General features: G+C 43.4%; 12 protein-coding genes. 8 read left to right on the plus strand and 4 right to left on the minus strand.

Going from position 1 to position 13,273, the window contains the following annotated elements:
• The first annotated feature begins 6 nt into the window (after positions 1-6).
• From DXN04_RS10060 to DXN04_RS10075, 4 genes are all read left to right on the plus strand, one after another.
• On the plus strand, positions 7-912 hold the full coding sequence (locus tag DXN04_RS10060) for an outer membrane beta-barrel protein (RefSeq protein WP_116853195.1): 906 nt from the start codon (positions 7-9) through the stop codon (positions 910-912).
• Positions 913-936: 24 nt separating this feature from the next.
• Positions 937-1,176 (plus strand): hypothetical protein, encoded by a 240-nt coding sequence (locus DXN04_RS10065; RefSeq protein WP_147319888.1) that lies wholly within the window; start codon positions 937-939, stop codon positions 1,174-1,176.
• A gap of 140 nt (positions 1,177-1,316) precedes the next feature.
• Positions 1,317-4,232 carry a M16 family metallopeptidase gene (locus DXN04_RS10070; protein ID WP_233525558.1) on the plus strand — a complete coding sequence of 972 codons (2,916 nt, stop codon included), beginning with the start codon at positions 1,317-1,319 and terminating at the stop codon, positions 4,230-4,232.
• Between the two features lie 144 nt (positions 4,233-4,376).
• The gene (locus DXN04_RS10075) at positions 4,377-4,964 is read left to right on the plus strand and encodes a L,D-transpeptidase family protein (protein ID WP_147319889.1); all 588 of its coding nucleotides are present in this window, start codon (positions 4,377-4,379) and stop codon (positions 4,962-4,964) included.
• 194 nt (positions 4,965-5,158) lie between these two features.
• On the opposite strand, the gene DXN04_RS10080 is transcribed toward DXN04_RS10075, so the two are convergent.
• The 3 genes from DXN04_RS10080 to DXN04_RS10090 all read right to left on the minus strand — a co-directional run bounded on the left by DXN04_RS10080 (position 5,159) and on the right by DXN04_RS10090 (position 8,598).
• On the minus strand, positions 5,159-6,094 hold the full coding sequence (locus DXN04_RS10080) for an alpha/beta hydrolase (protein WP_116853199.1): 936 nt from the start codon (positions 6,092-6,094) through the stop codon (positions 5,159-5,161).
• Positions 6,095-6,166: 72 nt separating this feature from the next.
• A complete protein-coding gene (acs, locus tag DXN04_RS10085) occupies positions 6,167-8,080 on the minus strand; it encodes an acetate--CoA ligase (protein ID WP_116853200.1) in 1,914 nt (637 codons plus the stop codon).
• Positions 8,081-8,307: 227 nt separating this feature from the next.
• Positions 8,308-8,598 carry a hypothetical protein gene (locus DXN04_RS10090; RefSeq protein ID WP_116853201.1) on the minus strand — a complete coding sequence of 97 codons (291 nt, stop codon included), beginning with the start codon at positions 8,596-8,598 and terminating at the stop codon, positions 8,308-8,310.
• Between the two features lie 372 nt (positions 8,599-8,970).
• On the opposite strand from DXN04_RS10090, the gene DXN04_RS10095 reads away from it, so the two are divergent.
• Both DXN04_RS10095 and DXN04_RS10100 read left to right on the plus strand, forming a co-directional pair.
• A complete protein-coding gene (locus DXN04_RS10095; protein WP_116853202.1) occupies positions 8,971-9,594 on the plus strand; it encodes a helix-turn-helix transcriptional regulator in 624 nt (207 codons plus the stop codon).
• Positions 9,595-9,790: 196 nt separating this feature from the next.
• Positions 9,791-10,270, plus strand: coding sequence for a hypothetical protein (locus DXN04_RS10100; RefSeq protein ID WP_116853203.1), 480 nt, complete (start codon positions 9,791-9,793; stop codon positions 10,268-10,270).
• On the opposite strand, the gene DXN04_RS10105 is transcribed toward DXN04_RS10100, so the two are convergent.
• A complete protein-coding gene (locus tag DXN04_RS10105) occupies positions 10,262-10,783 on the minus strand; it encodes a 5' nucleotidase, NT5C type (protein ID WP_116853204.1) in 522 nt (173 codons plus the stop codon). The two genes, DXN04_RS10100 and DXN04_RS10105, sit on opposite strands and share 9 nt — an antisense overlap.
• 94 nt (positions 10,784-10,877) lie before the next feature.
• Here DXN04_RS10105 and DXN04_RS10110 point away from each other — a divergent pair, with 94 nt between their 5' ends.
• Entirely contained in the window at positions 10,878-11,624 is a 747-nt protein-coding gene (locus DXN04_RS10110) for a DeoR/GlpR family DNA-binding transcription regulator (RefSeq protein WP_116853205.1), read from the plus strand.
• A 14-nt stretch (positions 11,625-11,638) separates the two neighbouring features.
• Positions 11,639-12,796 (plus strand): MFS transporter, encoded by a 1,158-nt coding sequence (locus DXN04_RS10115; protein WP_116853206.1) that lies wholly within the window; start codon positions 11,639-11,641, stop codon positions 12,794-12,796.
• Positions 12,797-13,273: the final 477 nt, after the last annotated feature.

Genomic DNA, 13,273 nt, shown 5'->3' on the forward strand with positions numbered 1-13,273 from the left:
ATCAATATGAAGTGTAAAGTATTACGCTGTTTAATTTTATTGCTTTTTACCTGTGCGGGTGTTCATGCGCAGACAGCAGACACTATCCAGGTGAAAGGGTTAATTATTGTGCAGGGAAAGGATGCCAAAGGCAAGCGCATCTTTAAGTTGTATAATGATACTGCATATGCCAGAACTCAACTAAAACGCAATTTACAGACCCGTTGGTTCGTTTTGGATCTGGGATATAATAATTATATGGACCGGAGTGATTATAACGGGGCAGCTGCATATGCCCTGTATGGTTCACCCAGCGATGTATATTATAGTGACATGAAGTCCTACACTTATTCAGCTGCGGGCTTAAATACCCTGGCACCCAGAACAGGTAGCTCACCGCTCACCCCATCTGAGTTTAAGCTGATTGCAGGCAAGTCCGTCAATGTTAATATCTGGTTGTTCCAGCAGCGGTTGAATATATACAGGCATAAACTGAACCTGATTTATGCGCTGGGTGTGGAGATGAACAATTATCGATTTGCCCGTAATATTACTTATGTTCCTGGTTATCCTACTACTATTATGAGGGATACCGTGAGCTTTTCAAAAAATAAGCTGTTTGTAGAATATTTGAGTGTGCCTGTCATGTTGAACTACAACAGCAATCCTGCCCGTCCTTCCCGTGCTTTCAAAATGAGTATGGGTATTATGGGAGGATATCTTGTAAAGGCCCGTACAAAGCAGATCAGTAAGGAACGGGGGAAGGTAAAGAAAGTTGACGATTTTAATTTGAATAAATGGAGACTCAGTATTACCGGAGATGTGGGATATGGTCCCGTTAAGCTGTATGGGAATTTTGCATTAACGCCATTACATGACTACGGACTTGAGCAATATCCTTTTTCTGTGGGACTACGCTTCAATGGTTTTTAATACCTGGGGATCAAAAAAGTTAGTATGCGCTCATTCATTACGTTTATGGTTTGTACCGGATTTATTATCTGGGCCCACTCATGTGATAAGAGAATAGTAGGTGTAAAGATCTATGGTCATGGGCCAGATGAAAAACCGGGTCAGGATGGATATGCTGAAAAAGAATCACGTTCACCTGTGCCTGTATTTATCGCAAATGCTTCTGGCAGGCATTATGCCGATTCTATTTTGTTGCCCAAGCATGATCACCTCATTATGAGGTAGGGACAAGATTACATGGTCCGCTGCTCACCTTTATATTCCTTTTAACAATTTCCACCTGGCAGGAAATTGAACATTACCATTATATTTGGTTTTTATTCAAAAACCAACAAATGAACCTCGTTAAAAAAACAATTTTTTTAATGCTGCTAGCCAGTTGCATGATCCAACTGACTATTGCCCAGCAGAAGTATGAATGGAAGGAGGCCAAATCGGGTGGTTATACTTATAAGTATATCACCAATGACCCCATGCAGGCCCGGTTCTATACCTTGAAAAATGGTCTGACTGTAATTCTGAGTGTCAACAAAAAAGATCCTCGTATTCAGACCCTCATCGGCACAAGAGCAGGTAGTAACAATGACCCCAAAGATCACACAGGTCTGGCACACTACCTGGAACACCTTCTTTTTAAAGGTACCCAGCAATATGGTTCTCTGGACTGGGCTAAGGAAAAACCTTACCTGGACCAGATTCAGGGCCTGTATGACACTTACAATCATACAAGTGATGCTATTGCCCGCAAAACTATTTATCATCAGATAGACAGCGTATCTGGTCTGGCAGCTAAATATGCCATTGCCAACGAATACGATAAAATGATGACAGGTATGGGTGCACAGGGTACCAACGCACATACCTGGGTAGAAGAAACGATCTATGAGGAAGACATTCCTTCCAATGCCATCGACAAATACCTTGCTGTACAGGCAGAGCGTTTTAAAGATCCTGTATTCCGTCTCTTCCATACAGAGCTGGAGGCGGTGTATGAAGAAAAGAACAGAGGTCTGGACAATGACGGCCGTAAATCATATGAGCTGATGCTGTCATCCCTGTTCCCTACCCATAACTATGGTCAGCAGAGCACCATCGGTACAGTGGAGCACCTGAAAAATCCTTCTCTGAAAGCTATCCGCGAGTTCTACAACTCTTACTATGTGCCTAACAATATGGCTATCGTAATGGCGGGTGATTTCAATCCTGATTATGTGATTAAGAAAATTGATGAGGACTTCGCCTACATGAAGTCTAAACCAGTTCCTGAATACAAAGCTCCTGTTGAAGCGCCTATCAAAGCGCCAATTGTGAAAGAAGTAGTAGGTCCGGATGCTGAAAATGTAATGATCGCTTATCGTATGCCTGGGGCACTGGATACTAAATCCTCTGTACTGCTGGGTGTGGTTTCCGAGATCATGAACAATGGTAAAGCGGGTCTGCTGGATCTGAACATCAACAAGGCACAGAAAGTACTGAGTGCAAGTGCTGGTGTAATGGGCTGGAAAGACTATGCTGTATTCCAACTGAGTGGTAAACCTAAACAGGGCCAGACACTGGATCAGGTGAAAGATCTGTTACTGGGTCAGCTGGAAATTCTGAAGAAAGGTCAGTTCGACGAAACCCTGGTAAAGGCGATCGTGAACAATGCCAAGCTGGCTGAATTAGAGGGCCTGGAAAATAACAATAACCGTGCTTCTTCCCTGATGGATGGTTTTATTAAGCACAGGGGCCAGAACTGGCAGTCAGATGTATCCTATGTGGATAACATGGGTAAGGTAACCAAACAGCAGATCGTTGATTTCGCCAACAAATATCTGAATGATAACTACGTACTGCTGTACAAGCGTAAGGGTGAAGACAAAAATATTGAAAAGGTTGAAAAGCCAACTATCACGCCTGTAGAAATCAACCGCAATGATCAATCTGCTTTCCTGAAAAAGGTTGATGCAATGCCTGCTACTCCGGTACAACCACAGTGGCTGGATTTCGACAAGGATATTCAGAAAGGCAAAGCTGGTCTGGCAGATGTACTGTATGTGCAGAACAAAGACAATGGTTTGTTCCGCCTGTACTACCGTTTTGATATGGGTGCATGGAACAATAAGCTGTTGCCACTGGCGGCTCAGTACCTGCAATTCCTGAGCACTGATAAATATACTTCAGAGCAGATCAGCAGGGAGTTCTACAACATCGCCTGTAGTTTCAACCTGTCTTCCGGCAATGAAAATTCAGTGATCACTATTTCCGGTCTGCAGGAGAATTTCGATAAGGCAGTAAGCCTGTTCGAGCACCTGTTGACACATTGCCAGGCAAATGAAGAGGCGCTGGCTGCACTGAAAGGCCGTATAGCCAAATCACGTACAGATAGCAAGCTGAATAAGGGTAATATCATGAAAGGTCTTGCTAACTATGCAATGTATGGTGCTAAGAATCCTTTCAACAATGCTTTGAGTCAGGCGGATCTGGATGGTGTAACTGCCAGCCAGCTGACAGATATCCTGCATTCATTCGGCAACTACAAGCATACTGTGATCTATTATGGTCCTAAGTCTATGAATGATATCATTGCTGCTGTACAGAAAGAGCATGTGATTCCTGCTACATGGAAGGAAGCAGCTCCCCAGCAGAAATTTGAGAAGATAGATCAGACCAAAAACCAGGTCCTGTTTGCAAACTATGATATGGTGCAGACAGAGGTAAACTGGGTGAGAAACTCTGAAGTGTACAATCCGGACAACACAGCGCTGGTAAGCATGTTCAACGGCTACTTTGGCGGTGGTATGGGATCTATTGTATTCCAGACTATCCGTGAGTCCAAAGCACTGGCTTATTCTACTTATGCTTTTTATTCAACTCCTGATAAAAAAGGTGCGCGTTATTCTACAGTAGCTTATGTGGGTAGCCAGGCAGATAAGATGAATGATGCGATCAACGGCATGAATGAATTGCTGAATGATATTCCTCGTTCTGACAAGCTGTTTGAAACTGCAAGACAGAGCCTGAAGCAGGATATTGAAACTGAAAGAATCACGCAGGATGGTATCATCTTTACTTACCTGGCAGACCAGAAACTGGGGCTGCAGGAAGATAACCGCAAGAAGGTATACGAAAAGATCGATAAGATCACTTTTGATGATGTGAAGAAATTCCATGACCAGGAGCTGGCGAACAAGCCATATACTTATTGCGTGGTAGCATCTGATAAACGTGTGAGCCTGGATGACCTGAAGAAGTTTGGAGATGTGAAAGTATTAACGCTGGAAGAGATCTTCGGTTACTAATACATTCAAAAAAATATAAGCCCTCCGGTACCTGCTATGGTGCCGGAGGGTTTTTTATTTACCTTTGCGAAGTCAATTTTTTTAACCCTTTGCAATAAAGAATTGACACTCAACGTTAAGTAACCAGCTAAATACCCTGTGAAAATGAATCGCTATTGCCTGCTACTATTATTGGTATTACTGTATGTGCCAGTATCAGGATTTAAAACCACAATTACTACTAACATTAACAATGACAGTTATCTTTATTCAGTGAAGGTGAATCCGGGGAATATAGACCCTGACAAGATCTTTCTGCTGATTGACAAAAGTGACTACAGGCTTTACTTATATGAGGATGTGACGCTGCGCAAAATCTATAAGGTAGTATTTGGTAATAATGACCAGTCTGATAAGTGCAAAGAAGGTGACCGGCTGACTCCGGAAGGAACTTTTCATATCATGAGTAAACGGTTTGATAAGTTATGGAACAGGTTTATGCTGCTGGATTATCCGAATGAGGCATCTATGGAGCGTTTCCATCGTTTACAGAATGAGGGATATCTGCCTGCAGTGGCGACACCGGGCGGTGGTATTGGTATCCATGGTGTAGAGTGGAATTCCGGCATCCGTGACAATTATGTAGAGCAGCGGATCAACTGGACGCTGGGTTGCATCAGTATGAAGAATAGTGATGTGAGCGAGTTGTACGAGGTGATAAAGGTAGGAACACCGGTGGTGATCAGAAAATAAAAGCTGCATATTTCATTGCAGTAAGAGGTATTAAATTTGTATAGCTATACGACATAATTCTTAGAAGATCTTTCGGACTTTAGGTTAAGCATTGTAGTGACATTAGCAACGGAAAGTGGCTGGTGTCATGAATTAACATAAAGGCGGGTATTGGTCTTGTGAAGGCATGCTTCATTCGGGTGAAGCATGCTTTTTTATTTTGCGGCCAGGAAGGTAGAAATGGCTTTTTTCCATTTAGGCCCTTCTTGTCTGCAAAAGGATTGGTGACCTGAGTGCGTAAATATCACCAGTTGTTTTTGGGTGCTACCCAGGTGATTGAAAACGGCATTGGTTTCCTGTCTGGTCACTCTTATATCATGCTCTCCCCAGCAGAGTAATACGGGCATTTTCAGCTTTTCTCCTTCTTTTGCAGGTTGATATCCCGGCCCCCAGAATCCCTGCTCTAAACCACCCCAGATTGTCAGTAATTGGGAGAGTGGTGTCTGCGGTAGATTGACGGCCCGCATACGAGTCTTGACGGCATCTGTCAGCGTGGCGAATGGGCATTCCAGGATCACTTTTTCAGGTTGCAGGTGATACGTTGGTATAGCTCTAAGAATTGCGGCAGCACCCATGCTTACACCCCAGAGAATAATTGGTTTGTTATCCTTTTTGCTGATATAATCATAGGCGGCTTTGACATCATCTGCTTCTTTGTAACCAACTGTACATGTATTGCCTTCGCTGTCGCCATGTCCTCTGAAGTCTGTGAGGAAAGTACTATATCCTAAATGGCGGAACCAGGCAGCTTCAGAGAGGCCCGGACCTTTGTTGCCGCCATAGCCGTGAAAGAGGAGTACAGTACCTTTGGAATCAGGTACAGGTATATACCAGCAGGACAAATGCAGGCCATTGGTAGTAGGCAGGTTGACGGGAATGTAAGCAGTATCCGGAGTTGTATTAGCTACGGTTTTTGACATGCGTACACCGAAGAAAATGATCTTTAGTTTTTCGAGGGCATTCATCTGCTCAGGCTTACGGTTGTCCGTAGTGCCGGGAGCATAAAAGTGTGTGAATTTATAAGCATGAAAGGCGGCGACAATATTGAGAGCGAGGAAGAGAATAAGCAGGGTACGTTTAAGCAGTTTCATGGGGAACAAGGTATAGGATTTTTTCTTTTAAAACAATGCTTCTGCCAGCGGCAGAAGCATTGTTGGGTAGTATTATTGCTTTCCTTTTTTGATCTCATCAACTACGTTTGGATCCAGCAGGGTAGAGGTATCGCCCAGGTTCTCCATTTCGCCTTCAGCGATTTTGCGAAGAATACGGCGCATGATTTTGCCTGATCTGGTCTTTGGTAATCCGCTCACAAACTGGATCTTATCTGGTTTGGCAATCGGGCCGATGATACGGGATACAGTCTGGAGGATGTCTTTCTTGCTGAGTTCCGGATCGTGTACCATTTTCTCTGCGATGACGAATGCGTAGATCCCTTGTCCTTTGATATCATGCGGATATCCTACGACAGCGCTTTCTACAACACCTGCGTGCATGTTGATTGCATTTTCCACTTCGGCAGTACCGATACGGTGTCCGCTTACATTCAATACATCATCCACACGACCGGTGATGCGGTAGTAACCATCTTCATCGCGGAGGCAGCCGTCGCCGGTGAAGTAGAGGTTGTCGTAGGTAGCGAAGTAGGTGGTACGGCAGCGTTCATGGTCACCGTAGGTAGTACGGAGCATGCCTGGCCATGGGAATTTTATACAGAGGTTACCGTTCACGTTGTTGCCGGTGATTTCCTGGCCCCGTTCATCGACAAGGATGGGTTGTACACCGGGGAGTGGGAGTGTGGCGTAACCTGGTTTTTCGGGTGTGATGCCGGCTATTGGTGTTATCATAATACCACCGGTTTCAGTTTGCCACCAGGTGTCTACGATTGGGCAACGTCCTTTACCGATATTGTCTTTGAACCAGTGCCATGCTTCTTCGTTGATCGGTTCACCTACGCTGCCCAGTTTTTTGAGGGAGCTCAGGTCTTTGTGATTTACAGGGCCCAGACCGTAACCCATGAGGCTGCGGATGGCGGTAGGTGCGGTGTAGAGAGTATTGACACGGAATTTGTCGGTAATAGACCACAGGCGACCTGCATCCGGCCAGGTGGGCACCCCTTCGAACATTACTGTGGTGGCACCTGCGCTGAGGGGGCCATAGATAATATAGCTATGACCAGTGATCCAGCCGACATCTGCGGTACAGAAGTATACTTCACCTGGCTGGTACTGGAATGTATTTACAAATGTGTAGTTGGCGTATACCATATAACCTGCGGTGGTATGTACTACGCCTTTGGGTTTGCCGGTAGAGCCGGAGGTGTAGAGGATGAAGAGCATATCTTCGGCATCCATTTCTTCAGCGGGGCATGGAGGGTTGCCCATAGTTTCCACCTGTTTGATTTCATCTTCCCACCACAGGTCACGTCCTTTGATCATACTTACGGGAGTGCGGGTGCGGGTACATACGATGACTTTCTTTACGGAAGGGCAGGCGATGAGAGCATCATCGATTACGGATTTCAGGGGAATGTCTTTATTACCACGGAAGGCACCATCGCAGGTAATGACGAGGCTGGCCTGGGCATCCTGAATTCTGTCAGCGATAGATTGCGCGCTGAATCCTCCAAATACCACGGAGTGAACGGCACCGATACGGGCACAGGCCAGTACGGCGATAGCCAGTTCCGGGATCATGCCCATGTAGATGCAGACGCGGTCTCCTTTCTTAACACCATTATTTTTGAGGACGTTTGCGAACTGGCAAACTTTGTTATAAAGGTCTCTGTAAGTAATAACACGGTGGCGTTCTTCCGGATCATTGGGTTCCCAGATGATGGCGGGAGTATTGCCTAAAGTGCCAAGGTGGCGATCGAGGCAGTTCTCAGTGATATTGAGTTTGCCACCGACGAACCATTTTACATCTGGTTCTTTGAAGTTCCATTCCAGGACTTTATCCCATTTGCGGCGCCAATAAAAATGGTCAGCAACATTGGCCCAAAATCCTTCGGGGTCCATAACGCTCTGCTGATATTGCTGTTGATACTCTTCTAAGCTTCTAATCTGGTAAGGATAAGCCATGGCTGCAATCAGTTTTTGTGTTGGTCAATAAGTAATAACGTGCGCGTAATATGTGCAGCTTAAATTTAATAAAATTGGGGAATACGGTGGTAGTCATTAACCGTTTATAAGCAAATATTAATGTAAAAGAACAGGGGAGTAACTGATATGCCTTTTACTATGACCTTGGGAGAGATAGTAAATACCCTCCGGACGGGAGGCGAAATTAGAAGAGTAACATGGAGTGCTTAGTGCCGTCCATTCCTTTTGCGATACTTCTCACAGTAGTCCCAGAACTCTTTGTAGACTTCGTCTGAGACTGCGATGATCTTTTCCTTTTCTGCATTACTAAGTAAAGGAATAATCGCTTCTTTCTCTCCATTGACTGTTCTGTAGGATGGTCGCATTTTGCGATAGAAAGTAGGAATGCTCCAGTTACATTCATTACAAACGCGTTCGCGGAATGTAAGTGGCAGGCCAATCATCCTTGAGTGCAGGTCTGCCATGAGGTTCACTGCTTCGTTGCCGTGTTTTGTCATCTTGTATGGTTTTATACCTTGGGATTGTTGATTGCAACTTGTTGATAATTATGTAAATATGATAAAAGCCCTGCACTTGCTAACAAATTTATTTATAAAATTATAATTGGCGTAATATCTACACACATTTTTTCATAAATTACTAAAAACCTTATTATTATAAATTTGTATAGTTTATAAATGTCAACTTTTTGCCCTGATTTTGAAGGCAGATTGCTTGATTTTTAACGGAGTTTGTCACTTTACCCTTGTAAGTATGACGTAACTATATTGTCTATATGAAAGATCAATTAGGGAAATGAAATGGAAATTATTATTATATTGTATGAATTGCACATAAAAGCGATAAACAGTTAGTAAAATCAAGCATACATGTCCAGGTTAATCCATATGGGCCAGCGCCTGAAGCAAATCTTAAAGCAGAGAAAGATTAAGATTGTTGACTTTGCTGATATGGCCGGTTTCACAAACCAGATAGCCCATTACCATCTACGAAAAAGCGATATGAAACGAAGTACATTAGAGAAGTTCTGTGAGATCATTAATATCTCGCCGGAGGAATTCTATGAATGGAACAGTGTTTCTATCGTTAATGGCGAAAAGCCACCTGCATCTACAGTATTACATCACGGTCACAGATTGATGGAGTTGATCAGCGAACGGGGATTGAACAAAACGAGGTTAGCCAAGCGGCTGGGAATGTCGAGGCGAACGATGTACAATCTCTTTGACAAAGAGCTATTCGGAAGCGAAGAATTAGACAAGGTGTCCCGGGCGCTTGAAATAAGTTCCACCGGTTTCCTTCACCCCGGATCATTGGATGATAACCGGATTGCTGATAATGATGAGATGCTTGCTTTGAGGGAAAAATATTACAAGTTGCTGGAGGAGCACAATTTGTTGTTGAAGACCCATTCCTCATTAAAAGAAGCACTTGAACAGGCCAAGAAAGATAATTTACAATTACGTAAACAAGCCCGGTCCAAAAAGGGCTAAAAAGAATTAAAAAGAACCAGTGTTTATCAACCTATAAGAAGACCTATTTGAAAAAGCCTATTCTGTATTAAATAGAGAGCCATTTTCTTAATTCCATTGTCGAGCATATTTTATTGTACATAGTTAGTATTACTATTTTTACAGTAAATTATAAATTGCTAATCCCGATTCCAGGATTTAAAAAATTGTCACTGATATGAATTATTTGCCTGGTGCATTTGATGTTCCCTTGTGGTATATCGTCATGCATTTAAAGGGTGCATCTGGTATTCTAACTCAGAAGAGATATTGCGATGTGCTGGCGCACAGACTAAACCAGGATCAGGCGAATCGTCTGATCAGTGTAGATGATTATCTGTTGTTGCCCGATACCTTACACCTGATGGTGCAGGAAGAAGCCCTTAAATTTGATGTTTGGTGGCCTGCTTTCAGGGATCAGTTACTGGAGGAATTGAAGGAATTATACCTGGCTGGTTTGAAGGCTGGAGGTGCATCCGAATCTGCTGACAGCCTGGTGTGGGAACCCGTTTCATATGAGTTGATTACAAGTCCCGAAGCCTTTGAGCACAGGGTAAATGAAATGTTGTTTTTACCTGTGCGCAAAGGGTTGGCATCGGATCCGGAATATTATCCTTATAACAGTGTAAATAATAAAGCAGGCATAGATTTACAATAAAATCTGGCCAACTTCTTCCCAGCTGTTTACACGTTTGTAACCAGAAATATTCACATTGTGCGGTGCTGTAAACATCAGTGGTTCACCTTTAAAGGATTGCAGATTTTTCACATGGTCATCGATCATGTAATCGGCGTGTACAATGGTTTTGGATCCACAGAAAACGATACGTTCCCATCCGATGAATGGAAAATGCTCCTTTAACCAATCCAGTTTTTCAACTAAGGACTGAGGAAATTCCATCGCTGCAGATACGATAAAAACATCGTGTTTATCAAACAGGGCTTTGACTACTTCCTGGCAATCTTTAATGACTGGTTTAGTCCTGAAAAATCCGGGTTCATAGAGAAAACTTCTGATCACATCTTTGCCTGCAGGAAAACCTTCAGTTTCTGGTAAGCCTACCAGGGAATTTATGTCTATTGTTTGCCCGTAGCGGTTTGCATACCAGTTTATGTATTGTTGGCTGGTATCGGCCATTACTCCATCCATGTCTATTGCTATTCTTGCCATATTTTGCGATTTATTGCAAAGTTATGCAAATAACACAAAATAAGTAGCAAATTATTGCATCATTTTAGTTAATATTGCAGAAAATTGCAAGAATATGCTGAAAGAGGAACGTTTTGAGTACATCCTCAGGAAGTTACAGGCAGACCATAAGGTATTGCATACAGAGCTGAGTAATGACTTAAATGTGTCTGAAGATACTGTGCGCCGTGATCTGGAGGCCCTGGCGGCTAGTGGTTTATTAACCAAGGTAAGGGGAGGGGCTATTCCCCATTCTCCCAATCCGTTCAATTTTACTGAAAGAATTGCCATTCATGAAGATGACAAAAGAGCGATTGCTGCGAAGGCGCTTTCTTTTTTACACAATGGTCAGACTATTATAATGGACGGTGGTACTACTACTTATGCGCTTGCCAAGTTATTTCCTCCTGCATTACAGTTGACAGTAGTAACTCCCAGTATTCCAATCGCTATGTTATTGATGGAGCATCGGGGCGTGGATGTTATACTTACGGGAGGGCGTATTTTCAAAAGTTCGCAGGTAACAGCTGGAATAGAAACGATTCGTATGCTCGAAAAGCTACGTGCTGATATATGTTTTATGGGGGTATGCAGTTTGCATACAGAAGTAGGGGTAACTGGTCCTCATCTGGATGAGGTTACAGTAAAGAATGTGATGGTTCAGTCTGCAAGTAAGGTGATTGCGCTGGTGACAAGTGAGAAAATGGGAACGGCGGAACCGTATAAGGTCTGTGGAATAAGAGAGATGGATACAATTATAACCGATGAGAAGGGATTAGCCATGGCTGGGCCTTACAGAGAATTAGGCATTAATGTGATCTGATTTTAAAAATTTTTATGTTTCAGGTATTGACAGCAGGCCTTCCGCAGCAGCGGCAGGCGCGCATAGCAGTGAGCGCACTCTTTTTTCTGACGGGATTTTGCTTTTTTAGTTGGGCCACCCGTATTCCGGACATTCAGCAGCAATTACATCTTTCCGAAGGGCAGTTAGGTGGATTGTTGTTGGCATTGCCAATAGGTTCTCTATTGTCTATGCCGGCTGCTGGTGCACTCGTTGCCAGGTATGGCAGCAGGCAGGTTCTGCTGGTGTTTGGATTATTGTATGGATTGATCCTGCCAACGCTAGGATTGGCAGGAGAGACGTGGATCTTATTTTCCCTGTTAATTGCTTTTGGATTTTGTGGCAACATAGCGAATATAGCAGTGAATACCCAGGCTGTATTTGTAGAGAAAATGTATGGCCGGTCTGTAATGGCATCCTTCCATGGATTGTGGAGCTCTGGTGGCCTGGCGGGTTCTTTACTGGCCTGGGGTATGCAGAAGTGGCATATTTTGCCATATCAGCATTTCCTGGTGAGCATGGTAATCGTGTTTATCCTTCTGGCGGTAAATATCAACCATGTAGTAAGGCATGATTATAAAACCGGTGAGAGCGAGGAAAAGCAGCCCTTGTTTGTATTGCCAGACAAGTTCCTGATGATCCTTGGTATTATTGCGTTTGCGTCTATGATCTGCGAGGGGGCTATGTTTGACTGGAGCGGCGTATACTTCAGAAAAGTGATTCATGTAAATATTGCGGTAGTAGGTACTAATGCTTTTATGAGTACGATGGCCTCATTCCGCTTCCTGGCTGATTATCTGAAGCTCCGTTTTGGGGTGAAGCGGGTATTGCAGTTAAGTGGCGGACTCATAGCCGGAGGCTTGTTACTGGCGGTAATATTCCCTTATTTCACTACAGCCATAGTTGGTTTTCTGATGGTGGGTGCTGGTGTATCATCTGTGGTTCCGTTGGTGTATAGTGCTGCGGGGAGTAGTAATACGATGACTCCGGGAATGGCGCTGGCGGCGGTTTCAACGATTGGTTATCTTGGATTTTTGTTTGGTCCTGTATTAATTGGGCTGGTAGCACAGGTGAGTAGTCTGCGGGCATCATTCTTTCTCATTGCGCTGATGGGTTTATCTATAGCAGTGATGAGTAAGCGGGTTAAGAATTAAAAAAGCATATCCAGGAATGGATATGCGCAAGCTCATACAAAAAGAAAAAACATTATCATTTGGGGAAGGCACCTGTCTAAAGGCAGGTGCCTTCTCCGTATATGGTAGTTATAAATTAAAGTTTGATGAATTGTTTCATAGGAAATTTGGGCGTTAAGAAATTATTATGAGTGCAAACATACAATGGACAATGATGTTATTCTATAATGGAATGATAACTGGTAGAAAGCCAAAACATTAACCAGCTGGTACTTAATTGATTATTGAAAAATAAAATATGTATCTATTGGATATCTGGTAATGGGGTCCGGCAAATTTATATATGATTAAATATTATTCATCAGGTGAATTACAGGCTACTAGTGGATTCCAGGTAATGGAATCTTTAAAGTTTCAAAGTTTATTGCAACAATAAAGTTTATTACTCTTAACTTTGCACGATTTTTTTGTCGGGTGAATGAGAAGAAAATCAGCCAG

The organism is Chitinophaga silvisoli (genome assembly GCF_003412465.1).
GTDB lineage: Bacteria > Bacteroidota > Bacteroidia > Chitinophagales > Chitinophagaceae > Chitinophaga > Chitinophaga silvisoli.